We start from the raw sequence: 25336 nt of genomic DNA on the forward strand, positions 1-25336 counted from the left end.
CACCGGTTTTTGGGTACAATCCGCTCCCTCTTTTAATCCCTCCAAGGAACTTGCATGTCCGGGCTCGAACTGTTCGCCGCCGCCCTCGGTGTGATCGCCGTCTGGCTGACAGTTAAACAGAACCCCTGGTGCTGGCCGATCGGGCTGGTCATGGTGCTGCTCTACAGCTGGATCTTCTTCGAGGTGAAGCTGTATTCGGACATGTTGCTGCAAGTGGTTTACGCCGCGCTGCAAGTCTACGGCTGGTGGCAATGGACTCGGGCCGGGACGATGCATGACGGGCGTGAGGTCAGCCGGCTCGACTCCCGTTCGATTCTGCAAGGGCTGGCCATCGGCGCCGCCGGTAGCCTGCTATTGGGCGCGGCCATGGCGCACTGGACCGATGCCGCGCAGCCCTGGCTCGACGCGGCGCTGACCGCTTTCAGCCTGGTTGCGCAATTCTGGATGGCGCACAAGCGCCTGCAATGCTGGGCGCTGTGGTTCGTGCTGGATGTGATCTTCGTCGGCCTGTTCCTTTATAAGGGCCTTTACCTCACCGCTGCGTTGTACGCCCTGTTCACCCTGATCGCGGTGCAGGGCTGGCGGGAATGGCGCGCCGATCCGGCGTTGCGCGCATGAAAGTCGTTGTTCTGACCGGGCCGGAATCCACCGGCAAGAGCTGGCTGGCTGCCGGGCTGCAGCAACGGTTCGGCGGTTTGCGGGTGGATGAGTACGTGCGCTGGTTCATCGAGCAGAATCCCCGGGATACGTGCCTTGCCGATATCCCCGAGATTGCTCGCGGCCAATTGCAGTGGGAAGACGAGGCGCGAGCGCAGCAGCCTTCGTTGCTGATTCTCGACACTCATTTGTTGAGCAATATTCTCTGGAGCCAGACGCTGTTCGGCGACTGTCCCGACTGGCTGGAACCGGAGCTGCTGGCGCGTCATTACGACCTGCACCTGCTGCTGTCTCCGGAACAGATCGACTGGACGGACGATGGCCAGCGCAGCCAGCCAGCGCTCCGCGAACGGCTTGCCTTCTATGATTCCACCAAGACCTGGCTGGAACAGCATCGGCAACCTTTGCAGATTATTCACGGCGACTGGGCCGAGCGGCAGGCTCAAGCCTTCGACGCCGTACGAAACCTGCTGGCAGATTGACCCGGTTTTCGCGTTGACTGACCCGTGCATTTCCCCCGATTCGGGGTAAATGTGTCCGATCCTGAAACACTCCCTCTCCTGCAAAGTCCCCGTCTCAACGGTCTTCATCGCTTTGTCACCCGACTTGTTACATCGCTGAAACACCCTTCTACAAACCCTTGTCCCAGAGCATTGCAACGGCTTTGCCCTGCAGAATCGGCGGAGGTCTGTTTCAACGTTGAAACAGCTGTTGTATCAGCCCTGCACACCTTCGATCCAAACCATTGAAAACCAAGAACATTTAAAAACCGGCACAGCTTTCGCTCTCTCCTTCACAACGCTGACTTGGGCCAGCCCACTGAAGAAGGAATTGCCGCCGTGGGAAATATCAACAAAGCCTTCACTTGCCTTCTGCTGATCGGATCAGCAGCCAGCACATTCCTCAGTTTCAACGTTCAGGCCGAAGGCAATGGCGTGATCGTACTCAATCGCGACGTCCAGCCCATTCCGATCGGGCGTAGCGCTTTCGGCAAAGATCCTTACCCGACCACCGTGAATGCCAACCCGTCCGCTCGCATCGACCAGGCAATGACCAATACCGAACTCAGTGACGGTGACTTTGCCAGCATCGCCAGCGGCTCGTCGATCCGCGGCAACATCTCTGTCGACAACAGCATGCCCGGAATGAACGTCCTGACCAACCCCAATGGTCTGCCCGGCATGAGTGCCGGTCACGGCGGTGGCGGTGGCGGCACGATTTCCAACACCATCAACCGCTCCCTCAGCACGGGACTGGCTCCGCTGACCCGCATGGCCGGAGGCCAATAAGATGAATCGTTCCCTGCTCCTTTTGGCACTCCTCGGCTGCACCAGCGTGATGGCCGACCCAAGCGCCGTGGACAGCGCCAACATTCAGAATTCCGGGGCGCAGTACAACGGTAATTTCAACGTCAACCAGGCCGCCGGCGACCAACAGCAACAGACCAACGTCAAGTCGATTGCCATCGGCACGTCGGCCAGCGCCACCACCACCATTCACCAGAAACTCGACACCCCCGCCGACCGCTCGATCAACGCGAGCTCGACCATCGGCGGCACCTCATTCAGTAACGGCAACGGCGCACTGGGCGTGAACCAGGGTTCCGGGGCCAACAACCAGATGGCCAACGCCATGCGCATCAGCATCAGTGCTGCTCCGCAGAGCGTTGACGATAGCGCCCTTTCCCAACAGAACGTGGCGTTGTTACCGAGCTCAGGAGCAACTGGCACCCCCGGCAGTCGCCAGGTCACGACAAGTGATCAGGCCTTCACCGGCAGTCGAGGGGTAATCCAGGTGAACCAGAGTGCCGGGGTGGGGAACCGAATGGCTAACACCCTGAGCATCCGGGTCGCTGACTGACCCAAACAAGCAGTGCAATTAGAAAGTACCAACACTTAACCAACTAATAAGCACGACGGAGAAACACCATGAAACCTACAATGGCCCTCAAACCACTGGTTTTCGCACTCGCAGCAGTGATGGCAATCGCAGCACAGGCAGGCGGTCGTGATGACAATCACGGTCATGGTCACGATCACGGCCCAAAAGGCCCAACCCTTGAAGAACTGCTGCAAATCGGTGCGGGAGCTGGTGCTGCAGTACTCGATACACAAAACAACTCGGGCAACACCGTACTGAACCAAGGCACTCAGAACGGCGCTGGTATCAGTGGCTCGCTCAATAACTCCAACGGTAACATCGGCGCCAACAACGTTGCCGGCGACGGTAACCAACAAGACAACGCCGCTGCTCTGGCAACCGCCGACGAAAGCTTCATTTTCGGCTCTGCGGTGTCCGCTTCGAGCGCAACTCAAGTCAACTCCAACAACACGGTTGCCAACTACTCCAGCACCAACAGTGCCGGCATGAACAACGTCGGCAACAGTGGCTCGGGTAACATCGGCGTGAACAACGCTGCCGGCAACTTCAACCAACAGAAAAACAACCTGGCAATCGCTGTATCCGGTGGTCGTGTAGCGCAAGCCGCTGCCGCCGCCAACCAAAGCACCACCGGTCTGCAAGTCGGCAACAACGGCACCCAGACCTACAAAAAAGATACCCTTACTGGCACGTTCACCGCAGGCGGCGCATTCGTGGCCGCAGGCACTGCAACCACCAAAGACGATGATCACGGTCATGGTGGTTATGGTGGCGGCTACGGCAATAACGACCGTGGCCACGGCGGCAAAGATCAGAAATCTGATTTCGTTGCCGTGGGTGTCTTCGGTCTGGCTGGCGTGACCACTCAACAAGTGCTGACCCCAGACGGCTGGAAAAACCCTGTCACCAACAATGCCAACATGGTCAACGTAGGCAACAGCTGGTCCGGCAACGGTGGCTTCAACAACGCAGCCGGCGTTGGCAACCAACAAAGCAACTCGCTGTCCATCGCTGCAGGTTGCAAAGCCTGCATGTAATCGCGATCGAAACGAAAGCCCCGGAAACGGGGCTTTTCCTCAGTCCGCATAGGCGTATCGATCATGCGTAAGACGACCCTCCTCGCCCTGCTTTGCCTCTCCGGCCTCGCCCAGGCCGCCCAGATGCCTGTGGCTGCCCTGCCGGGTGGCACACTCGTCTACAAGAACGTGCAAAGCATTCGTGAGCGCAAGTTTTCCGACATCGTCGAACAAAAAACCGATTTCAGCTGCGGCGCCGCCGCACTGGCGACGGTACTGCGCCAGGCCTATTGGCTCGACGTCGATGAGGAGCACATCATCAAAGGCATGCTGGTCAACTCCGACCAGGACCTTGTCCGTACTCAAGGTTTTTCCATGCTGGACATGAAGCGCTACATAGAAAGCATCGGCATGCGCGCCAGGGGCTACAAGATCCCGCCGGAAAAACTCGACGCGGTCACTATCCCGGTGGTGGTACTGATGGAAATTCGCGGCTACAAGCATTTCGTGGTGCTGCAGCGGGCAGACAAGGATTGGGTCTACATCGGAGACCCGGTTCTAGGACACAAACGCTACGCCCATGATGACTTTGTCAAAGGTTGGAACGGCATTGTCTTTGCCATCGTCGGCCCCGGATACGACAAGACCAATGCATTACGCAGTCCTCCGGCACCGCTGACCGCCAAGAACAAGCTGGATACCTTCAACCCCGTCAAAGATGCTGAATTGATGGACTTCGGGTTCATACAGAGCGACTTCTTTTAATCGCCGATTATAAAGAGTGGGGCTGGATGTCCCGGGAGCAGCAGATGAAAACCTCATACTGGCTGGCCGCCGCCTGCCTGGCAGCGAGTGCGTCAGGCTATGCCAATGCAGGATTCAAACCCATAGAAATCCAGGATTCGGAGCTGTCACAGCTTCGCGGTCGTTATGTCATGCCGGGGCGGATCATCAGCTTCGGCATCGTCATGAGCAGTACCTGGCGCAACGCCAGCGGTGATCTGATCGGGGCTGCGACCTCGATGCAATTGCAGGCAGCAACCGTAAAACCCGAATTCTATGTCTCGACCATCAAGGAAACCGGCAACGGCAGCACCCCGCAAACGGGTACCGGCTCGGTCATTGGTGGCGCAGGACTCAACAGTTCCCAGGGCGTGACGCAAAGCGTTCGCGCCGCCGGCGACGGCAACACGGCCTACAACAACGTGGCAATCAATGTTTCCGAAGCCAACCAGCCCCCCGCACTGGTACCGGCCCAAGGGCAAGCCTTGATGGCCGGACAAACGATTTCCGGCAGTAATGCCGCTGGCAGTGTCGCGGTTTCGGCCACCGGCGGTGGTGTGCAAATGGCCATCCAGGCCGCAGGCAATCAGGGCACGGCCCTGCAACAAGTGGCTCAAGGAGGTCTGCTGCAAAACACCCGCTTGCTCGGAAATGCAAACGTCGTCAACAACCTGACGCAACTCAATGTTGTCCTTAACAATAACGGCATGAGCGCCGGCGCACTGGACTGCAATTTGAGTCAACTCAGAGCACTACGCAATATCGGATATTGAACTACGCTGAGTCTCGATCCATTGGGCTTAAAGGGACGGCTTATTCATGTATCGATCAGTATCACTGCGTGCCGCTGTATGTTTGAGTACTCTTCTACCCGCGGCGATGCTGCAAGCAGCACCCGATGCGGATGTGGAGACCTTGAAACAGGAACTTCTGGAGCTTAAGCAACGATACGAAGTGCAACAGAAAGCCCTGGCGGTGCTCGAGCAACGCGTCCGCCAGGTCGAAGATCAACCGGCTTCTCCACCACCAAAACGTCTGGCCAAGTCGCCAGCCGACATGAAAGGCAATCCCAAAGTGGCCACCGGTACCGGGGCTGCAGCAGCGTCGGGGGGCGCCGCCGGGGGCAGTGGCGCATCCTATGGCCAGTCGCTGGCCGACGATTCACAACCGGCACAGAGTGTGTCCAACCTGTACGACGAGGCCAGCGGCTTCTTCGGCGGCGGCAAGTTCAGCCTGGAAACCGGCATAACCTATTCGCGTTATGACACTCGCCAGCTCATTCTCAACGGCTTCCTGGCACTGGACTCGATCTTTCTGGGCAACATCAACCTCGACCGGATCAAGGCCGACACCTGGACCCTCGACCTGACGGGCCGCTACAACTTCGATAACCGCTGGCAGTTCGATGTGAACGTGCCTGTGGTGTATCGCGATTCGACTTATCAGTCGGGCGGCGGCAATCAGGGCGCAGCCAACGTCACCACGGAACAGGATGTCTCGCGGGATCCGACCCTTGGCGACGTCAACTTCGGTATCGCCTACAAGTTCCTGGACGAGTCGGTGAACACCCCGGACGCGGTGGTCACGCTGCGAGTCAAGGCCCCAACTGGCAAGGACCCGTTCGGCATCAAACTGCGCCAGACCGACGCCAACACCAACCTGTTCGTGCCTGACACCCTGCCGACCGGTAACGGCGTCTGGTCGATCACCCCCGGTATCTCGCTGGTCAAGACGTTTGACCCGGCCGTGCTGTTCGGCAGTTTGTCCTACACCCACAACCTGGAGGAGTCGTTTGACGACATCAGTTCCACGGTCAACCAGAAAACTCCGGGCAAGGTCCGCATCGGCGACAGCTTCCAGATCGGCGCAGGCATAGCCTTCGCACTCAATGAAAAAATGAGTATGTCGTTCTCGGTCTCTGACCTTGTACAACGCAAGAGCAAGCTGAAACAGGATGGCGGAGACTGGGAATCGGTGGTGTCCAGTGACGCCAACGCCGGTTACTTCAACGTCGGCATGACCATTGCGGCCACCGACAACCTGACCATCGTGCCCAACCTGTCCATCGGCATGACCGACGATGCCCCGGACTTTTCCTTCAGCCTGAAATTCCCGTACTACTTCTAACCTGCCACACCATGAACGCAACATCATAAAAAGGCCCGCTGCGATGCACTCGCAGCGGGCCTTTTCCGCTTCTTCCCCGAAGAAGCACCGCGCCCTAGCGGATCTGGTGTTTGTGCAACAAACGGTAGAACGTCGGCCGGGAAACCCCCAGCACCTTGGCAGCCACGCTGAGGTTGTCGCTGTGCCGATTGAGCACATCGCACAATGCCTGACGTTCGGCCCGAGTCTTGTAGTCTTCGAGGGTGCCCATCGGGGTGGCCAGCGACTGCTGACTGATCAGCCCCAGATCACGCGCCTCGATCTGCCGCCCCTCGGCCAGCACCAGTCCGCGACGCACGCGGTTGGCCAGCTCACGGACATTGCCCGGCCAGTCGTGCTTGCCCATGGCGATCAGCGCATCTTCACTGAAGCTGCGCGGCCGGCGGCCGGTTTCGTGGCTGTAGAAATGGGAAAAATGGTTGGCCAGCATCGACAGATCGCCATGCCGCTCTCGCAACGGCGCGGTCACGACTTGCAGCACATTGAGCCGGTAGTACAGATCCTCGCGAAAGCGCTTTTTCTCGATCGCCGCTTCAAGGTCGACGTGGGTGGCTGCCAGCACCCGGACATCCACCGGAATCGGCTGACTGCCGCCTACTCGTTCAATGTGTTTCTCCTGAAGAAAGCGCAGCAGATTGGCTTGCAACTCCAGCGGCAGATCGCCGATTTCATCGAGAAACAATGTGCCGCCGTTGGCCGCCTCGATACGTCCGACCTTGCGTTGATGGGCGCCGGTGAACGCGCCTTTTTCGTGACCGAACAGCTCGGACTGGATCAAGTGTTCGGGAATCGCCCCGCAGTTGATGGCCACGAATGGTTTGCTGTGCCGTTGCGATTGTCGATGCAAAGTACGGGCGACCAGTTCCTTACCGGTCCCGCTTTCCCCGCGAATCAGAACCGGCGACTCGGTGGGAGCCAGTTTGCTCAGGAGCTTGCGCAGTTCGCGGATCGGTTTGCTGTCACCGAGCAGCTCGTGCTCCGGCTGATCCACATGAACATTGCCCTGGCCGCGCAAACGCGCCATACCGAACGCCCGGCCGAGGGTGACCTGGACCCGCGACACGTCGAACGGCAAAGTATGAAAGTCGAAAAACCATTCACAAACGAAATCCCCGACGTTCTGCAGGCGCAGCACTTCCTGATTCAGCACGGCAATCCACTCGGTGCCGCTGTGGCTGATCAACTCTTTAACGGCTTCGGGACGTTCCAGGTGAAAGGGCTGCAAACGCAGCAAGCCGACATCGCAACTGCGGTCGGCGGCATTTTCCAGGCTACAGCTGTCAACATCCCAGCCTACGGCACGTAAACCGGGCAACAATCGGTGACAGTCGTCACAAGGGTCGACTACCAATAAACGTCGTAACGCAGGCGCTTCGCTCATGACTGTTCCTTGGCGCCAAATATAGGAAATGATTGTAAAAACAGTCATTTGGCAGACCTGGCTGTAACATTAGCAAGAATTTGACGGCGCCTTGTATCGATTGCTTATAGGCGTACAAGCGAAGCAGTTATAAGAACCTGTTTTATTAGTTAGCTATCGACTCGAATCTTTCACCCAGCTTTCAAAAAACGCCGTAACAGAGATTGTATGAAAGAAAGTCGAAATTTCTTCAAATCCTGTGTGACCTGCCAGCGGGTTGCGTGCATCAGTACAAGTAACTCGCCGAACGGTAAGCCCAACCGACGGCACATCACTTGATTGGGCACTACAGAGAGAAGACCCCATGACCGCCCCGCTCCGTATCAACGAAGCTCTTTTGATTGCCAACCACGCATTTAAACCTTTCCAATGCGTGGCCTGGGCCCCACAAGACGGCAATGGCGAACTGAGCCTGACCGTTATCGACCGCACCAATTCGCAGATCGGCCGCACCCGTATTCCTAGCAGCGCCTATTCCGACCCGGCCCAACTCGAGCACCTCTTGCAACAAGCTCGCGCCGAACTGAGCGATGAAGGCTACGCCCTGCAATCCTGGTCGATGCCACATTGATTCGAGGACTATGCGGATGACTTTCAAGTCATCCGCCCTCTTCCATTAGTTGCCGAATCCTTATTAACTTCATTTTCTTTGTATAACTCTTTTCGATACTTTCGTGCCTGAATACTTGTCAGGCTTGCGACTGGTTCCAAAAGTCACTGTTCTGGCACAGTGCGACCCTCCACCTGTTAGTTCTGTCAGTTGTACTTGCGACTGTTCAGGGATTGAATGTTTCGCCATGCCGTCACCGACCGCTCTCACGGATTCGGGTCGACCGCAAGGAGAAGCAGGCATGTCAACTCACACCGCTATTGCGCTGCCGACACTCAGGAATAACGCCGGGCAACTCGACAAGGCGTTTGCCAGCAGCGGTGTGACTCAGGTTTATTTTGCCGGCAGCCTCTGCAGTCTGACTCAGCACGTGGCACTCGATCCGCGGGGACGCATCCTGGTGGCAGCCAAAGTCGGTACGCCCCTGGGCTATCGGTTCGGTCTGGCCCGATTGCTCGAAGACGGCTCGGCGGATCTGGGCTTCGGCTTTCAAGGCAGTGTGATCGGCTGGTTCGCCATTGGCTTCGAAGCCTCGGGCAGCAAGGTCCAGGTCTTGCCTGACGGGCGAATTCTGCTGGCAGGCCTGCATTACGAGTCCGAACACCGTACCTTTCCCGCCCTGGCACTGTTCGATGAGCATGGCCGGCCCTCGGCGGACTTCGGTGATAACGGCGTCAAGATCGTGCGTCTGCCCGGCGATCTGTCCATGGGGACCCGCGATACGTGGCTGCCGCCAGGTGTTCCGGGAGCGGAAGCCTGTGATTTTGCTGTCCAGAACGATGGACACATTCTGCTGATTGCCAATCATCACTGCTCGCTGGCCGACCATGTCGGCATGCTGATCCGCGTCAAGCCCGACGGTAATCTGGACGAAACCTTCAATGGCCGCGGTTTTGTGATGGTCCGGCACTTGCTGCTCAATACCTGGCTCGGTGGCTTGTCGCTGCAGACCGACGGGCGAATCGTGGTGGCGGGCGCGATTGACTTTCCCCAGGAAGGCCTGCTCGCCCGCTACCTGCCGGACGGGCAGCTCGATAGCCGGTTTGCGGTGGACGGTTTTCTCTCGTTCAAGGCTCAGGGACACAGCGCTCTGGCGACCCAGGTCATCGAATCGGGCCAGCACCTGCATTGCTTTGGCAGCAGCCGCGACCCGATACGTTGCATGGCGCTGTCTGTTCACAGCAATGGTCGCCCCGACCTGCACTGCAACAACGGTCAACCCACCCTGCTGGACATCGGCCCCAGCGGCTGCCAGTGGAGCGCCGCACAACGCATGCCGGACGGCCGGCTTATCGCGGCAGGCGCGACGATTGGCGGGTTCGAGGCCGATTTCATCGTTGCGCGCTATCTGGCCGACGGTCGCCTCGACCATAGCTTCGGCGCCGGCCGCGGCTGGTTGCGTACGCGACTGGGCCGCAGTCTCGATACCGCTACATCGCTGGCAGTGCAACCGGAAGGCGGGATTCTGGTCGGCGGCTATTCGCTGGATGGCAACTACCGCGCCGTGGTGGCGCGCTATCTGAACCCATGAACAGAAACTTCCCACACTTGATCTTGCTCAACGCTTGCGGCACCTTGCGCGCTTCTTAAAGCAAGGAGCAACCGATGTCCGGTTCGATGGCCCAGGCGTTCGCGCAAAACTTTCTCGGGCATTCGCCCCGCTGGTACAAGGCGTGCGTCGTCGGGTTCCTGATTCTCAACGCCGTGGTGCTGTGGTCGGCAGGTCCTGTCGCCGCCGGCTGGCTGTTGGTGATCGAATTCATTTTCACCCTGGCCATGGCGCTCAAATGCTACCCGCTGATGCCCGGCGGTCTGCTGCTGATCGAAGCGCTGCTGCTGAAGATGACCACGCCCCAGGCGTTGTATGAAGAGTTACAGCACAACTTCCCGGTGATCCTGCTGTTGATGTTCATGGTCGCAGGGATCTACTTCATGAAGGATCTGCTGCTGTTCCTGTTCTCGCGCCTGCTGTTGGGCATGCGTTCGAAGATGCTGCTGGCGTTGATGTTCTGCTTTTTGTCGGCGTTTCTTTCAGCCTTTCTTGACGCATTGACCGTGACCGCCGTGATCATCAGCGCCGCCGTCGGCTTCTATTCGGTCTATCACCGGGTCGCCTCCGGCAACGATCCGCGTCAGGACAGCGAATTCAGCGACGATCAGCATTTGCCGAAGCTGCATCACGAGGATCTGGAGCAGTTCCGTGCCTTCCTGCGCAGCCTGCTGATGCACGGTGCGGTCGGGACTGCGCTGGGCGGGGTCTGCACACTGGTTGGCGAGCCGCAGAACCTGCTGATCGGCCACGAGATGGGCTGGCACTTCGCCGAATTCTTCCTCAAGGTCGCGCCGGTGTCCCTGCCGGTGCTGGCGGCCGGTCTGTTGACCTGCATGCTGCTGGAGAAGCTGCGCTGGTTCGGCTACGGCACCTTGCTGCCGGACAATGTCCGTGCGGTACTGGCCGATTACGCCCGTGAAGACGATGCCGAACGCACGCCTCGCCAGCGCGCCGCGCTGTTGGTGCAAGGCGCGGCCGCATTGATCCTGATTGCCGGGCTGGCGTTCCATGTCGCCGAAGTGGGCCTGATCGGTCTGATGGTGATTGTCCTGATCACTGCTTTTACCGGCATCACCGACGAGCATCGTCTGGGCAGCGCGTTCAAGGACGCCATGCCGTTCACTGCATTGCTGGTGGTGTTTTTTGCCGTGGTGGCGGTGATCCATGATCAGCAACTGTTCGCGCCGTTGATCCAGTGGGTACTGGCACTGCCTGCCGAGCAGCAACCGGGAATGCTGTTCATCGCCAACGGTCTGTTGTCGGCGATCAGTGACAACGTTTTCGTAGCGACGATCTACATCACCGAAGTAAAACAGGCATTCCTCTCCGGCCACATGAGCCGCGAACATTTCGAAACCCTGGCGATTGCGATCAACACCGGCACCAACCTGCCGAGCGTTGCGACGCCCAATGGTCAGGCCGCGTTCCTGTTTCTGCTGACGTCGGCGATTGCACCACTGGTGCGGTTGTCCTACGGGCGGATGGTGTGGATGGCGCTGCCCTACACCGTGGTGATGGGGTTGCTGGGCTGGTATGCCGTGAGTTACTGGCTGTAGAAACAACAACGGGAGCCTTTGGGCTCCCGTTTTTTCATGCATCGATCAACGCGGCAAAATGTACTTGCCGATGGCCTGCGCCACACCATCCTCGGTGTTCGGCCCGGTCACCACGTCCGCCTGACGCTTCACGGCGTCTTCCGCCTGACCCATGGCGATCGACAGGCCGGCGACATGAAACATCGCCGGATCATTGCCGCCATCGCCAATCGCTGCGGTCTGCGCCAGCGGCACGCCGAGATGCTTGGCCAGAGTCGTCAGTGCAGCGCCCTTGTTAGCTTCGAGTGCCGTCACGTCCAGATACACCGGCTGTGAACGCGAGACCTGCGCCATGCCCTCGACCTTCGGCAGCAAACGCGCCTCCAGCTCGATCAACAGGTCGGTGTTGTTGCTGGTCGCGACGATCTTGTCGATACACTCCAGATACGGCTCGAAACTGTCGACCACCACCGGCGGATAACCCAGTCCATGCTGCTCGCGCGGGACCATCGGCCCGTGCGGATCCTTGAGCAGCCAGTCACCACCGCTGAACACCCAGATCTCGACCTCCGGCTGATCGGCAAACAACGCCAGTGCCGTCAATGCCGCAGTGGCTGGCAGGTAGTGAGCGACCAGAATGCTGCCGTCCGGATTGACGATCGTGCCGCCGTTGAACGCAGCGGTCGGCATATCGACGCCAAGCGCCTCGATCTGCTGCAGCATGGCCTTTGGCGGTCGCCCGGTGGCGAGGCTGAACAGCACGCCCGCTTCACGCAGCGCACGAACGGCATCTATGGTGCGCTGGCTCAGGCTGTGATCGGGCAGCAACAGCGTGCCGTCCATGTCGCTCAGCAGAAAACGGATAGGCTCACTCATCCGAGACCATGCCAGACGCGACCATCGCGAGTCAGCAGATCATCGGCAGCCTGCGGCCCGTCTTCGCCGGCGGCATAAGGCTGAACGCTCGCGTCCTGTTGCCAGGCATCGAGGAACGGTTGCACCGCTCTCCAGCCGTTCTCGATGTTGTCAGCGCGCTGGAACAGCGTCTGGTCACCGGTCAGGCAGTCGTAGATCAGGGTTTCGTAGCCGGTGGACGGCTGCATTTCGAAGAAATCCTTGTAGGCAAACCCCAGCTCGATGTTGGCCATGTTCAGCGCCGGCCCCGGCCGCTTGGCCAGCAGGTCGAACCACATGCCTTCGTTGGGCTGGATCTGGATGCGCAGGTAGGTCGGCTGCAGCTCGTCGACCTCGGTGTCGCGGAACTGCGCATACGGCGCCGGTTTGAAGCAGATGACGATCTCGGTGTCGCGCACGCTCATGCGCTTGCCGGTGCGCAGGTAGAACGGCACGCCGACCCAGCGCCAGTTGTCGATCATCACCTTGAGCGCCACGTAGGTTTCGGTGGTGCTGTCGGGCGACACGTTGGCTTCTTCGCGATAACCGGCCAGCGGCTTGCCGTCGATTTCGCCAGCACCGTACTGGCCGCGCACCGAATTGGCCCGCGCTTCTTCGGTGGTCCACGGACGGATCGCGCCGACCACCTTGGCCTTCTCGCCCCGCACCGCATCGGCGCCGAACGCGGCCGGCGGCTCCATCGCCACCATGGCCAGCAGCTGGAACAGGTGATTGGGCACCATGTCCCGCAGGGCGCCGGTGTGTTCGTAGAAACTGCCACGGGTCTCGACGCCGACGGTTTCGGCGGCGGTGATCTGCACGTGGTCGATGTAGTGGTTGTTCCAGAAGGCCTCGAACAGGCTGTTGGAGAACCGGCTGACCAGAATGTTCTGTACGGTTTCCTTGCCCAGATAGTGATCGATCCGGTAGATCTGCTTTTCCGACATCACCTTGAGCAGGCAGGCGTTCAACGCCTCGGCGGTTTGCAGGTCGGAGCCGAACGGCTTTTCGATCACCACCCTTCTGAACGCTTCCGGGGTTTCTTCCAGCAGTTTCGCGGCGCCGAGTCGGCGCACCACTTCGCTGAAGAAACGTGGCGCGGTGGCCAGGTAGAACACCGCATTGCCGGTGCCGCTGTCGGCGATTTTCGCCGCCAGCGCGGAATAGGTGCTGTCGTCCAGGAAGTCGCCCTGGACGTAGCTGATACCTTTGGCGAGCTTGGCCCACAAAGCTGGATCAAGCATCTGATCGCCCTTGCCGACCTTCGCTGCCACTTCGGTGCGGATGAAGTCTTCGAGCTTTTGGGCGAAGGCTTCATCCGTGATGGCGTTGTGGTCAACGCCAACGATCCGCAGATTTTCGTCAAGCAAGCCGTCGCGACTGAGGTTGTACAGCGCCGGCATCAGCAAGCGCTTGACCAGGTCGCCGTGGGCACCGAACAAAAACAGCGTGGTCGGTGGTGCGGGTTCTGCCTTGGATTTTCTGCGGATCGTATGGGTCATTTCTTCGCAGTCTCTACGTGGCCGCCGAAGCCGAAGCGCTGGGCCGAGAGGATCTTGTCACCGAACGTGCCCTGACCGCGGGAGCGGTAGCGCGAGAACAGCGAGTTGGACAGCACCGGTACCGGCACCTTTTGTTCCATTGCCGCTTCGATGGTCCATTGACCTTCGCCGCTGTCGGCCACGGAACCGGAAAAGCCGTCGAGTTTCGGGTCGACCGCCAGGGCATCGGCGGTCAAATCGAGCAGCCACGACGACACCACGCTGCCACGACGCCAGACTTCGGCGATGTCGGCCACGTTCAGGTCGAAACGCTGATCTTCCGGCAGAAGTTCGCTGGACTTGGTCTTGAGGATGTCGAAGCCTTCGGCGAAGGCCGCCATCATGCCGTACTCGATACCGTTGTGAATCATCTTCACGAAGTGACCGGTACCGGCGGGACCGGCGTGGATGTAGCCGTGCTCGGCACGGTGATCGTCGGACTTGCGGTCCTTGGTGCGCGGAATGTCGCCCATGCCCGGGGCCAGTGCGGCGAACAGCGGGTCCAGACGCTTAACGGTCTCGGCATCACCGCCGATCATCATGCAGTAGCCGCGCTCCAGCCCCCAGACGCCACCGGAGGTGCCGACGTCGATGTAATGCAGGCCCTTCTCGGCCAGGGTCTTGGCCCGGCGGATGTCGTCCTTATAGTTGGTGTTGCCGCCATCGATGATGGTATCGCCCGCCTCGAGCAGCGTGCTCAGGGTTTCGATGGTGTCTTCGGTCGGCGCGCCGGCCGGCAGCATGACCCACACGGCACGCGGCTTGGCCAGGCCTGCGACCAGCGCAGGCAGATCGGCAACGCCGGTAGAGCCCTCGGCGGCCAGGGTGTCGACAAAGGCGGTATTGCGGTCGTAAACAACGGTGGTGTGACCGTTGAGCATCAGACGCCGTGCAATATTGCCGCCCATGCGGCCCAGTCCAATAATCCCGAGTTGCATGTGCTGATGCTCCTTACTACAAATAAAAGTGTGTCAAAGGTTATAGCCCAACGCTCTCATGGAGGTTAGTCCAGAGCGTCGGTGTGAAGTTTCCGGGCATTGTGCCCGATCCAGACTGATAACGTCGGGAAAGGTGGTGAAGACACAACGACCATGAAAAATAAAAAAGTTCCATTCACGAGCAAAAGAAACCAGAATCGGCGCCGATAGCAGATCAGCGCCCGTTATCGGGAGCGATCTGCAGTTGAGACACGCCATTTGCGAGGTGAGCAATGGGCACAGTACACACAGCAATGCCGCCACAAACCCTGTACGTCACGATCCGCCGCGATGAACTGCGTCAATTGAAGGACGAGCGCGACCAGCTTAAACAAGAGCTGGCACAACTTCGTCTGATGACCCAAGGCGTCGAGCCAAAGCCTCTGCCACGCGTCCAGCGCTCACCCCACGCCTGACCGCCCTCCTGATCGGGAACCGCTGCCCAGCCGTTCCCGACATGATCCCCCTCTGCCATTCGCCGCAACTAACGAAGTTTTCACATTGGCTTGTTGATACTCCGGCCCATTCTGCCGTGCGTGTCTGCGCGCGGCTTCCGTTCGTCGGTTTCATGCTCCCGATTTCATGAAACGTCCCGACGGTGGCAATGGTGATTGAGTTGGAGTGCTGAATGGCATGGTTTAAACGCAGCAAGACAGCTGCGGCAGGTTTTGACTGGGCCGGTTTCATCTGGCTGTTTGTGTTCTTCTGGTACTTCTCCGGTATCACTCAACTGCTCATCCAGCTGACCGGCACCTCAGGCTTCACCGGATTCCGTCAGGCGTTCGTGATGAGCGCAGTCTGGCTCGCGCCGATGCTGCTGTTCCCCAAACGCACCCGCCTGCTTGCCGCCGTGATCGGCGTGGTGCTGTGGGCGTGCTCGATGGCCAGCCTGGGCTACTTCTTCATCTATCAGCAGGAATTCTCCCAGAGCGTCATCTTCATCATGTTCGAGTCGAACGTGTCGGAGGCCGGCGAGTACATCACCCAGTACTTCGCCTGGTGGATGATTCCTGCGTTCCTCGCTCACACCGCGTTCGCCTACTTCCTGTGGACGCGCCTGCGTCCGGTCTACATGCCGCGTGGCCGGGCCTTCGTGGCCGCCATGGCGATCCTGATCGCGGTGGTTGGTTATCCGCTGATCAAGCAGACCCAGCGCACCGGCAGCTTCGCCGGCGGTTTCGAGAAATTCGAAACCCGCATCGAACCCGCCGTGCCATGGCAGATGGCCGTGGCCTATCACCGCTACCTGGAAACCCTGGGCGAGATGCAGGGCATGCTCCACAGCGCGAGCAAGATTCCGCCGCTGCACAACCTCAAGGATGCCGGCGCCAATCAGCCTGCGACCCTGGTGCTGGTGATCGGCGAGTCCACCAACCGCCAGCGCATGAGCCTCTATGGCTATCAGCGCAAGACCACGCCGGAACTGGACAAGCTCAAGGACCAACTGTCGGTCTTCGATAATGTCGTCACCCCGCGCCCGTACACCATCGAAGCCCTGCAGCAGGTGCTGACTTTCGCCGACGAAGAAAATCCGGATCTGTACCTGTCCACGCCGTCGCTGGTCAGCATGATGAAACAGGCGGGCTACAAGACGTTCTGGATCACCAACCAGCAGACCATGACCAAGCGCAACACCATGCTCACGACCTTCTCCGAACAGGCCGACGAGCAGGTGTACCTGAACAACAACCGCAACCAGAACGCCGCGCAGTACGACGGCGATGTGATCGAGCCGTTCAACAAGGCCCTGACCGACCCGGCACCGCGCAAGCTGATCGTCGTGCATCTGCTCGGTACGCACATGAGCTACCAGTACCGTTATCCGCCGAGCTACGACAAGTTCCAGGACCGCACTGGCGTCCCGGCCGGCGTGCGTGACGATCAGGTGCCGACCTACAACAGCTACGACAACGCGGTGCTGTACAACGACTTCGTGGTCTCGAGCCTGATCAAGGACTACGCCAAGTCCGATCCGAACGGTTTCCTGCTGTACCTCTCCGACCACGGTGAAGACGTGTTCGACTCGGCGGGCCACACCACCCTGGGTCGTAACGAAAACAAACCGACCGCGCCGATGTACACCATTCCGTTCATGGCCTGGGCGTCGCCGAAGTGGCGTGAAAACCACGACTGGAGTTTCGCCGCGGATCTGAGCCGGCCGTATAGCAGCGCCCACCTGATCCACACCTGGGCGGACCTGGCCGGTCTGAGCTTCGATGAACTGGACCGCAGCAAAAGCATCGTCAGCGACAGCTTCAAACAGCGTCCGCTGTTGATCGGCAACCCTTACGAGCGTGAACAGCGAGCACTGATCGACTTCAGTCTGATGAAGCCGAAAAAGCCCGAGGACGCACCGAAGGAAGTGGTCAAGCAATAACCTGAAAAGGGCCGGAAACGGCCCTTTTTTCATTCTGTCGCAACACCTCGAAATGACAATATTTCTCGTTTGTCACTAAATCGCCCTCTCCCGCTTCGTCTTTGAACCAAAGGAAATTTTCCCTCGAAGACAAGGAGTCGGCTGCGATGTTCGCGCCCATCACCCGTTCCATGACCCTCACCCTCGGCCTGTGCAGCGTGGCCCTGAGCTCTGACCTGCTGGCCGAAACCGACGCCGACAAGCAACCGGAGCCCGCTGCCACGGCCCTCGAACTTGCCTCGACCAGCGTCACCGCCCAAGGCTTGGGCAGCAACACCGAGAACACGGAGTCCTACACCACCGGCGCGATGAACACCTCGACCAGGCTGAACCTGTCGATCAAGGAAACCCCGCAATCGGTGTCCGTGGTCACCCGTCAGCAAATGGATGATTTCAAGCTCGGTACATTGTCGGAGGCCATGAGCCAGACCACCGGCATCGTGGTGCAGCACAACGATTCGGATCGGGTCAGTTATTCGTCTCGCGGGTACTCGATCAACAACTTCCAGATCGACGGGATGCTCAACACCTTCAGCTACATGAAGTCTGACGCCGACACCATCATCTACGACCGCATTGAAGTGGTACGCGGCGCCACCGGTCTGACCACCGGCGCCGGCGATCCCTCGGCCACGATCAACATGGTACGCAAGCGCCCGACCTCGCAACTGCAGGCATTGGCTGGCGTCAGCGGCGGCAGCTACGACGATTACTACAGTTACGTCGACGTCGGCGGACCGCTGGCATTCGACGGGCGCCTGCGTGGCCGCAGTGTACTGGCCTATCGCGACAGCGGTTCGTTCCGCGACAAGTATGCCCTGCAACGGGAAGTCGGCTACGGCATCCTCGAAGCCGACCTCACCGATTCGACCGTGCTTGCAGTCGGTTATGACTACCAGGACAAACAGGTGCAAGGCACCTCGTGGGGCACCACGCCGTACTGGAATGCCGACGGCAGCAAGGCCGGCCTCGGTCGCTCGACCAACATGGCGACTTCGTGGAGCTCGTGGCCGTTGCGCGACAAGACCGCGTTCGCCACCCTCGATCAGCAACTGGCGGCTGGCTGGCATTTGAAGGCGGCCTACACCCACCGCAAGAGCGACGGTGACGGCAAGGTCTACTACGCCGGCTCCGGTTACCCGGAACCCGACCGCAGCGGCATGACCGCGACCATCGGCCACATGATCGGCGACCAGAGCATGCGCGCCTACGACCTCAATCTGGCCGGCCCTTACTCGCTGTTTGGCCGTGAACACGAATTGATGTTCGGCTACGGCGAAGCCGAGCGCCGCTCGAGAGATCCGTTCAACGTTGATGGCCCGCGCGCATCCGATTACGAAAGCGTGCGCGACTGGAAATACATGGGCGGCATCAACAAATACCCCGACACCACCACCCGCCTGCCGAGCTTCAAGGACAGCACCCGGCAAAAGGCAGGCTACCTTGCCACGCGCCTGAGCCTGACCGACGAATTGCACGCGGTGCTGGGCAGTCGCTACGGCAGTTGGGAGGCCTCCAGCAAGACCTACGCCTACGATCAGAACCTGCAACTGACTGGCGTCGATGCCAGCAGCCAGCAACACAACGACATGTGGACGCCGTATGCCGGTCTGCTCTACGACCTGACGCCGGAATACACCGCGTATGTCAGCTACACCGACATTTTCAAACCACAGGGCGTGCGTGACGCCAGCCGCAATTACATCGATCCGGTGGTCGGCAGCAACTATGAGGTGGGGCTCAAAGGCAGTTTGCTGGAGGAGCGCCTGAACCTTTCCACCGCAGTGTTCTGGAGCAAGCAGGACAACGTCGCCGAGCTCGATGAATCGGCGCTGCCCGATCCGGACACGGGCGAGCAGTTTTACAAGTCCGGCGGCAAGGGCAACAAGGTCAATGGCTTCGAAGCCGAAGTCTCCGGCGAGATTCATGATGGCTGGAACATGACCGCCGGTTACACCTACACCCACTCGGCCAACGGTGAAAAGCAACGCAGCAACACCAATCAGCCGCTGAACCTGTTCCGCCTCTCCACCGCCTATCGCCTGCCGGGCAACTGGCATGCGCTGACCGTCGGCGGTGCGCTCAACTGGCAGAGCGATGTCTACGGCAACGCCAAACGGCCGATCGGGCGTAGCGCCAACGGCCGGTTCATCACTGAGCCAGCGCGCATTCGTCAGGAGGCGTACACCGTGGTCAAGCTGATGTCGCGTTATGAGTTCGACAAACATCTGTCGGCTTCCCTGAACGTCGACAACCTGTTCGACAAGAAGTATTACGACAACGTCGGCTTCTACAACGGCGTGTTCTGGGGCGATCCGCGCACCGTGACACTGAGCCTCGACTGGAAACTCTAAGCCCTTCCCTGCGATCTGCACGCGTCAGCGGCGCGTGCAGCCTGCGTCCGGCACTCCTTGGAAACAATCGGTAAAACCTGCACGGAACGCGCGTTAACCCCAGGTTAATACCCCTGGCTGACACTGCGCCCCGAGGCACTGATTCATGGACGAACGGCTCCGACATTTTTTCGTAGGAGACAACCATGAAAACCACGACTGCACTCCTTGCCGGTCTGATCACACTTGCATCCGCCAGCGCTTTCGCCGAGGGCGGTGCCGAGCGGATGCGCTATCACTGGGAAAACTTCCCGGTCCACACCGCCCAAAGCCAACAGGCTGACACCAAAACCAACGAATTCCGCGTTCCGGACGACCAGACCGCACAGGTCACTGAGCATTACCGTCCGTGATGTAACACGGTTTACCGATGGACCTGCGATGGCTCCGCTCTGGCTTCGCAGATGACAGTTGGGCGCCCTTGCGGGCGCCTTTTTTATGCCTGCACGATGTCGACTCAGTGCCCCCAGATGAGCGCCTCCGTCCAGCCCAGCTCGGCAAAGTCCTCGGCCCGCAACCCGGATTCACAGGCACAGAAAAATTCATCCAGTTGCGGCGGTTTCACCGGCGTACCGCTGAGCATGGCGTGAACCTGGCCACGATGGTGGATCTGATGTTCGAACAGGTGCGAAATCATCCGCAGACGGCTGTCGTGCTGCGGCGTGTCCCGGGCAATGGTGACGATGCGCCCCAGATCGGCATCGCGCAGTTGTTCGCAATAGGCGATCAAGCGACGATCGACATGGGCCTGTTCGCGGCGCAAGGCCTGGGCCTCGGTGAAGGGTTCGTCTGCATTGAAGAACACGTAGCAGTCGGGATGCGGTTCGTCACCGCGCAACTCGCGTTCCAGCGCATCGACGTAGAACCAGTCGCACGTGAGGATGTGATTGAGGGTCAGGCGAATGCTCGGGAAGAAACTGACCCGTGGCGCTGCCAGCTCCGTGTCGTCGAGCTGCAGCCAGGCCTTGGCCAGTCGATGGTTGGCCCAGGCGTTCTGATAGGCCAGGGTCAGCAAGTGATGGGACAGTGGCTGAGGCATGTCGCGCCCTCCGTGCATCAAGTGTCGGCAAAGCGTTGCAGCTGCATCTCCTGCAAACGGCTGAGGGTCCGGCGGAACGGGAACTCCAGATAACCCTCGGTGTACAGCGCGTCCATCGGTACCTCGGCCTCGATGTACAACGGCACCTTGCGGTCGTAGCATTCGTCGACCAGCGCAATGAAGCGCCGTACGCCGTCATCGTGAACCGACAGTTGCGGCAATTCGCGGTCGCCGGCCACGACACGCTCCGCGCCGTCTTCGGTGCCACGGGCGATCCGCCCTTCACGCTTTTGCGCGCTCAGGTTCGGCACCTCGCTCAACAGAATAGCCCGGTAGGTGTCGCACAGCGCGATGAAGTCCATCGCCGCGAACGGTTGCTCGCACAGGTCGGCGTAACGACACCACAACACGGACTCGCTGGCCTTCACCACATTCAAGGCACGGTAGCCGACCGGCACCGGTTCGTCGCTGGCGGTTTGCCCGGCGGCCAATGCGTCGAACACCTGATTTAGCGCGCGACCCTGCCCCGGTGATGCAACCCAATAGCGTTGTTCGATGGCCCCCGGATGCAATCGATGATCTTCGGAGCCGTTCACCGCGACCACTTGCATGTGCTGCTTGATCGCTGTGATCGCCGGCAGGAAGCGGTCGCGGTTGAACCCGTCCGCATACAGTTGATCCGGCGGCAGGTTGGAGGTACAGACCACCACCACGCCTTCGTCGAACATCACCTGAAACAACCGCCCGAGGATGATCGCATCGCCGATGTCATTGACGAACAGTTCATCGAAGCACAGCACCCGCACTTCGGCCGCCAGTTCCCGGGCCAATGCCCGCAATGGATCGGCGATCCCGGTCAACTGAAAGGAACGCTGGTGTACCCAGCCCATGAAGTGATGAAAGTGCTGTCGCCGTGCCGGCACCCGCAGGCTTTGATGGAACTGGTCCATCAGCCAGGTCTTGCCGCGCCCGACCGGCCCCCACAGGTAGACGCCGGTGACCGAACGGGCACCGGCGTGCAGGGCTTCATGGCATTTTTGCAACGCCCAGACCGCGTGCTCCTGGGCTTCATCCTGGATGAAGCCCTTGTGCTCGACGGCATGTTGCCAGGCGCTTAAGGGGGAGTCGAAAGTCATGCGCGGCAGTATGCCACGATGGCTACACGGAAATATCCAGCCGTGCGATTTTGCCCTGCTCGTTGAGGCGAAAGGTATAGCGCAGCTCCAGCGGGCTACCGGGGAACGTCCCGGAAATCAGCCCTTGCACCAGCACTTTGCCGGTGCGCTGCTGGACACCCAGCACCTCGACCCGCGGCTGATAGCGTTGGGCGGTGTCTTGCATCCAGTCGGCGATGGCCTGCGGGCCGACCTGATGCCGGCCCTCATCAAACACATGGGCATCCTCGGCGAAAAAACTGCCAACCCGGGACGTATCGCGAGCATTGGCGGCGTTGATGTACTCAACGATGGCCGGGGCGAGTATCGAGGTGGGATGGAACATGAGTGCAACTCCTTGTTTTCGGTTCTGACGCCATCCTAAAACAGCCCTGCGTCAGTTTTTGTCAGGAGTGAAACGCCCGTTGTCATCCAGTTGCATCTGCCGCTGCCAGGTTCGCAGCAGGTCGCTGCGACGTCCCGGATAACGCTCGCCCTGCAGGCTGGCAGCGGCAATCCGGTCGGTGCGAAACGTCCGATACGCACTGCGCAACTCGCACCACGCCACGATGATCCGCACCTCGTTGAGAAACCCCAGCGCCAAAGGCCAGATGAGCCGTTGGCTCGGCACCTGCTGTGCGTCGGCGTAATCGATGTGCAGTTTGGCCTGATCGCGGATCGCCTGACGAAACACATTCAACGGCACCACGTTCTGCGGAAACCCGTAACCGGGCGGCCCGGGCATCACCGTCGGATTGCGCATCGCCTCCTGGGCCTGGGGATCCAGCACCGCTGCGATTTTCGCCAGCGCGTCGGCGGCAGCTTTGCTCAGGACCTCGTCGCCGCGCTGATCGACGTAACGCAAGCCCAGCACAATGGCCTCGGTCTCATCGGCGTTGAGCATCAAGGGCGGCAGAAACAAACCGCTGCGCAGCACATAACCGATGCCCGCCTCGCCGTGGATCGGCGCGCCGAGCGCCGTCAGTTCGGCGATGTCGCGATAGAGGGTGCGTTCGGAGATTTCCAGCTCGGAGGCCAGCGTCGCCGCGGTGACCGGGCGCTTTTTGCCGCGAAGCACTTGCAGCAGGGTCAACAGGCGAGTGGTGCGCGACACGGTATAAGCTCCGGGCAGAAATTTGCCGGAGCTTAGCAGAGCCTGGTGTCAGAAATTGTCAGGAGCTTTCACCAGGCCCAGAGCCGATTACGCGTCGACTTTATGCCTCGCCGCGTACAGACACAGCATCTCCATCGCCAGCGTTGCCGCCGCCAGCGACGTCACGTCCGCATGGTCATAGGCCGGCGCCACTTCCACCACGTCCATGCCCACCAGATTGATCCCGCGCAGACCGCCAAGGATTTCCAGTGCCTGCACCGTGCTCAACCCGCCGCAGACCGGCGTCCCGGTGCCAGGAGCAAACGCCGGATCCAGGCAGTCGATGTCGAACGTCAGGTACACCGGGTTGTCTCCGACCCGCGCGCGAATGGCCTCGACAATCGCTTCGCAGCCACGCCGATGCACCTGCCGTGCGTCGAGCACCTGAAAGCCCTGGTGATCGTCATTGGTGGTGCGCAAACCGATCTGCACCGAACGCGCCGGATCCACCAGCCCTTCCCGCGCTGCGTGCCAGAACATGGTGCCGTGGTCGACCCGTTTGCCGCCATCGTCTGGCCAGGTGTCGCTGTGGGCGTCGAAGTGGATCAACGACAGCCTGCCGTGCTTGCGCGCGTGGGCCTTGAGCAGCGGGTAGCTGATGAAGTGATCGCCGCCGAAGGTGAGCATCGCGCTGCCGGAGCTGAGGATGTGCTCGGCGTGGGCTTCGATGTTTTCCGGGATGGTGTGCGGCGAGCCGTAATCGAAGTCGCAATCGCCGTAGTCGATCACTGCCAGATGATCGAACGGGTCGAAAGCCCATGGCCAGTGCCGTTCCCAGGCGATCCCGGTGGACGCCGCACGAATCCCGCGCGGCCCGAAACGGGCGCCCGGACGGTTGCTGGTGGCGGTGTCGAACGGCACGCCGCTGACAACCACGTCCACTCCGCGCAGGTCACGGCTGTAGCGCCGGCGCATGAAACTGGTGATCCCGGCGTAGGTGCTTTCGGCAGCGGTGCCGTAAAGGCTGTGGCGGGTCAGGGCCTGATCGTTTTGCATTGGCACGTCCATCGATGTGCTCCTTTGGTTTTTATCCAGCGTTATTGATGGCTACGGAAAGTGGTCCACAGGCGCGTGCGCTGCCGCATGTCCTTGAGGCTCATGCTGCGGTCGGCGTACAGCCGCTCGCGCACTTCGGGTTTCGGATAAATGTCCGGGTCGTTGCGCACCGCTTCGTCCACCAGCGGCGTGGCGGCCTGGTTGGCGGTAGCGAAGAACAGTGAGTTGGTCAGCGCCGCCACGGATTCAGGGCGCAACATGAATTCGATGAAGGCACGCGCAGCTTCCGGGTGCGGCGCGTCTTTGGGGATGGCGAGGTTGTCCTGCCACACCAGCGTGCCCTCTTTCGGGATCCGGTAGGCGACCTCGAACGGCTTGTTGGCCTTGCGTGCCTGATCGGCGGCCATGCTCGCGTCGCCGTTATAGGTCAGCGCCAGGCACACGCTACCGTTGGCCAGATCGCTGATCTGCCGGCCCGTGGCGACGTAGAGCACCGAGGGCTGCAACTTCTGCAGCAAGGCTTCGGCGGCGGCCAGATCGTTCTTGTCGGTGCTGTAGGGATCCTTGCCGAGGTAGTGCAGCGCCAGACCGATCACTTCCTGCGGCGAATCGAGAATGGCGATCCCGCAATCCTTGAGCTTGCTGGCGTATTCGGGCTTGAACAGCAGATCGAGGCCGTTGAGCGGCACGTCCGGCAGGCGCTGCTTGACCGCCTCGACATTCATGCCCAGGCCAAGGGTGCCCCAGGTGTAAGGCACGCCGTAGCGATTGCCGGGATCGACCGCCGCCAGCTTTTTCAACAGATCCGGATCGAGATTGGCGTAACCCTTGAGCCCGTCGTGAGGAATCTCCTTCAATGCGCCGGCGGCCAACCCACGGGCCAACACGCTGGACGACGGCACCACCACGTCGTAGCCGCTGCCGCCGGTGAGCAACTTGGTTTCCAGCACCTCGGAGGTATCGAAGGTGTCGTAGCGCACGTGAATGCCGGTTTCCTTTTCGAAGCGCTGTAGCGTTTCCGGCGCCACGTAATCGGCCCAGCTGTAGAGGTTGAGCGTCTTGTCCTCGGCCTGAGCGGCAATGGAGACGGAGAGCAACAGCGCGGGCAAACACAACTTGAACAAGGGAGCCATGACGAACACCTGACCAGAGG

At 60.3% G+C, this 25336-nt stretch carries 26 protein-coding genes; 15 read left to right on the forward strand and 11 right to left on the reverse strand.

Features of this window, described 5'->3' with window-relative positions; all coding sequences use genetic code 11:
• Window positions 1–54 precede the first annotated feature (54 nt).
• From pnuC to DXT77_RS00385, 8 genes are all read left to right on the forward strand, one after another.
• Window positions 55–618, forward strand: a complete 564-nt coding sequence (gene pnuC, locus DXT77_RS00350) for a nicotinamide riboside transporter PnuC (protein WP_119426166.1) — start codon at window positions 55–57, stop codon at window positions 616–618.
• Window positions 615–1139: an AAA family ATPase gene (locus DXT77_RS00355; protein ID WP_119426167.1), complete on the forward strand. Its 525-nt coding sequence runs from the start codon at window positions 615–617 to the stop codon at window positions 1137–1139. The genes pnuC and DXT77_RS00355 overlap by 4 nt, the downstream gene beginning before the upstream one ends.
• 357 nt (window positions 1140–1496) lie before the next feature.
• Window positions 1497–1946: a hypothetical protein gene (locus DXT77_RS00360; protein WP_119426168.1), complete on the forward strand. Its 450-nt coding sequence runs from the start codon at window positions 1497–1499 to the stop codon at window positions 1944–1946.
• Between the two features lies 1 nt (window position 1947).
• A complete protein-coding gene (locus tag DXT77_RS00365) occupies window positions 1948–2517 on the forward strand; it encodes an adhesin (protein ID WP_119426169.1) in 570 nt (189 codons plus the stop codon).
• A 68-nt stretch (window positions 2518–2585) separates the two neighbouring features.
• Window positions 2586–3575 carry a heme utilization protein gene (locus DXT77_RS00370; RefSeq protein WP_119426170.1) on the forward strand — a complete coding sequence of 330 codons (990 nt, stop codon included), beginning with the start codon at window positions 2586–2588 and terminating at the stop codon, window positions 3573–3575.
• 63 nt (window positions 3576–3638) lie between these two features.
• Window positions 3639–4319 carry a C39 family peptidase gene (locus DXT77_RS00375; RefSeq protein WP_119426171.1) on the forward strand — a complete coding sequence of 227 codons (681 nt, stop codon included), beginning with the start codon at window positions 3639–3641 and terminating at the stop codon, window positions 4317–4319.
• Window positions 4320–4363: 44 nt separating this feature from the next.
• Window positions 4364–5110: a hypothetical protein gene (locus DXT77_RS00380; protein ID WP_119426256.1), complete on the forward strand. Its 747-nt coding sequence runs from the start codon at window positions 4364–4366 to the stop codon at window positions 5108–5110.
• Window positions 5111–5156: 46 nt separating this feature from the next.
• The gene (locus DXT77_RS00385) at window positions 5157–6464 is read left to right on the forward strand and encodes a transporter (RefSeq protein WP_085708165.1); all 1308 of its coding nucleotides are present in this window, start codon (window positions 5157–5159) and stop codon (window positions 6462–6464) included.
• A 94-nt stretch (window positions 6465–6558) separates the two neighbouring features.
• On the opposite strand, the gene DXT77_RS00390 is transcribed toward DXT77_RS00385, so the two are convergent.
• Window positions 6559–7884, reverse strand: a complete 1326-nt coding sequence (locus DXT77_RS00390) for a sigma-54 dependent transcriptional regulator (protein ID WP_119426172.1) — start codon at window positions 7882–7884, stop codon at window positions 6559–6561.
• A gap of 343 nt (window positions 7885–8227) precedes the next feature.
• Between DXT77_RS00390 and DXT77_RS00395 the strand changes: the two genes are divergently transcribed.
• The 3 genes from DXT77_RS00395 (at window position 8228) to nhaB (ending at window position 11641) form a co-directional block, all read left to right on the forward strand.
• Window positions 8228–8494, forward strand: a complete 267-nt coding sequence (locus tag DXT77_RS00395; RefSeq protein WP_119426173.1) for a hypothetical protein — start codon at window positions 8228–8230, stop codon at window positions 8492–8494.
• 280 nt (window positions 8495–8774) lie between these two features.
• Window positions 8775–10064: a hypothetical protein gene (locus DXT77_RS00400; protein WP_119426174.1), complete on the forward strand. Its 1290-nt coding sequence runs from the start codon at window positions 8775–8777 to the stop codon at window positions 10062–10064.
• Between the two features lie 74 nt (window positions 10065–10138).
• Complete coding sequence (gene nhaB / locus DXT77_RS00405) at window positions 10139–11641, forward strand: sodium/proton antiporter NhaB (RefSeq protein ID WP_119426175.1); 1503 nt, start codon at window positions 10139–10141, stop codon at window positions 11639–11641.
• Window positions 11642–11686: 45 nt separating this feature from the next.
• On the opposite strand, the gene DXT77_RS00410 is transcribed toward nhaB, so the two are convergent.
• From DXT77_RS00410 to gnd, 3 genes are read right to left on the reverse strand one after another with little or no spacing between them, the layout of a single operon-like run.
• Window positions 11687–12496, reverse strand: coding sequence for an HAD family hydrolase (locus DXT77_RS00410; protein WP_119426176.1), 810 nt, complete (start codon window positions 12494–12496; stop codon window positions 11687–11689).
• Entirely contained in the window at window positions 12493–14016 is a 1524-nt protein-coding gene (gene zwf, locus DXT77_RS00415) for a glucose-6-phosphate dehydrogenase (RefSeq protein ID WP_119426177.1), read from the reverse strand. Before zwf ends, DXT77_RS00410 begins: the two co-directional genes overlap by 4 nt.
• Window positions 14013–14993 (reverse strand): phosphogluconate dehydrogenase (NAD(+)-dependent, decarboxylating), encoded by a 981-nt coding sequence (gene gnd, locus DXT77_RS00420; RefSeq protein ID WP_119426178.1) that lies wholly within the window; start codon window positions 14991–14993, stop codon window positions 14013–14015. Before gnd ends, zwf begins: the two co-directional genes overlap by 4 nt.
• Before the next feature lie 272 nt (window positions 14994–15265).
• Between gnd and DXT77_RS00425 the strand changes: the two genes are divergently transcribed.
• Both DXT77_RS00425 and DXT77_RS00430 read left to right on the forward strand, forming a co-directional pair.
• Entirely contained in the window at window positions 15266–15448 is a 183-nt protein-coding gene (locus tag DXT77_RS00425) for a DUF6026 family protein (RefSeq protein ID WP_085708173.1), read from the forward strand.
• Window positions 15449–15660: 212 nt separating this feature from the next.
• A complete protein-coding gene (locus DXT77_RS00430; protein ID WP_119426179.1) occupies window positions 15661–17409 on the forward strand; it encodes a phosphoethanolamine transferase CptA in 1749 nt (582 codons plus the stop codon).
• Here DXT77_RS00430 and DXT77_RS29785 read toward each other — a convergent pair.
• Window positions 17399–17569, reverse strand: a complete 171-nt coding sequence (locus DXT77_RS29785; protein ID WP_158593083.1) for a hypothetical protein — start codon at window positions 17567–17569, stop codon at window positions 17399–17401. The genes DXT77_RS00430 and DXT77_RS29785 overlap by 11 nt on opposite strands.
• Between DXT77_RS29785 and DXT77_RS00435 the strand changes: the two genes are divergently transcribed.
• Window positions 17556–19802, forward strand: coding sequence for a TonB-dependent siderophore receptor (locus DXT77_RS00435; RefSeq protein ID WP_119426180.1), 2247 nt, complete (start codon window positions 17556–17558; stop codon window positions 19800–19802). The two genes, DXT77_RS29785 and DXT77_RS00435, sit on opposite strands and share 14 nt — an antisense overlap.
• Before the next feature lie 185 nt (window positions 19803–19987).
• Complete coding sequence (locus DXT77_RS00440) at window positions 19988–20194, forward strand: hypothetical protein (RefSeq protein WP_119426181.1); 207 nt, start codon at window positions 19988–19990, stop codon at window positions 20192–20194.
• Between the two features lie 104 nt (window positions 20195–20298).
• On the opposite strand, the gene DXT77_RS00445 is transcribed toward DXT77_RS00440, so the two are convergent.
• The 6 genes from DXT77_RS00445 to DXT77_RS00470 form a co-directional block, all read right to left on the reverse strand.
• Window positions 20299–20880 carry a DinB family protein gene (locus tag DXT77_RS00445; RefSeq protein WP_119426182.1) on the reverse strand — a complete coding sequence of 194 codons (582 nt, stop codon included), beginning with the start codon at window positions 20878–20880 and terminating at the stop codon, window positions 20299–20301.
• 17 nt (window positions 20881–20897) lie between these two features.
• Window positions 20898–22016, reverse strand: coding sequence for a cell division protein ZapE (zapE, locus tag DXT77_RS00450; RefSeq protein ID WP_119426183.1), 1119 nt, complete (start codon window positions 22014–22016; stop codon window positions 20898–20900).
• A 22-nt stretch (window positions 22017–22038) separates the two neighbouring features.
• Window positions 22039–22380, reverse strand: coding sequence for a nuclear transport factor 2 family protein (locus tag DXT77_RS00455; protein WP_085708179.1), 342 nt, complete (start codon window positions 22378–22380; stop codon window positions 22039–22041).
• 51 nt (window positions 22381–22431) lie between these two features.
• Window positions 22432–23148, reverse strand: coding sequence for a YafY family protein (locus DXT77_RS00460; protein WP_114882765.1), 717 nt, complete (start codon window positions 23146–23148; stop codon window positions 22432–22434).
• A gap of 87 nt (window positions 23149–23235) precedes the next feature.
• A complete protein-coding gene (gene speB, locus DXT77_RS00465) occupies window positions 23236–24195 on the reverse strand; it encodes an agmatinase (RefSeq protein ID WP_119426184.1) in 960 nt (319 codons plus the stop codon).
• A gap of 29 nt (window positions 24196–24224) precedes the next feature.
• Window positions 24225–25316, reverse strand: coding sequence for a polyamine ABC transporter substrate-binding protein (locus tag DXT77_RS00470; protein WP_119426185.1), 1092 nt, complete (start codon window positions 25314–25316; stop codon window positions 24225–24227).
• Between the last annotated feature and the right edge of the window lie 20 nt (window positions 25317–25336).

This window comes from Pseudomonas sp. 91RF, assembly GCF_003576265.1.
Classification (GTDB): Bacteria; Pseudomonadota; Gammaproteobacteria; order Pseudomonadales; family Pseudomonadaceae; genus Aquipseudomonas; species Aquipseudomonas kribbensis.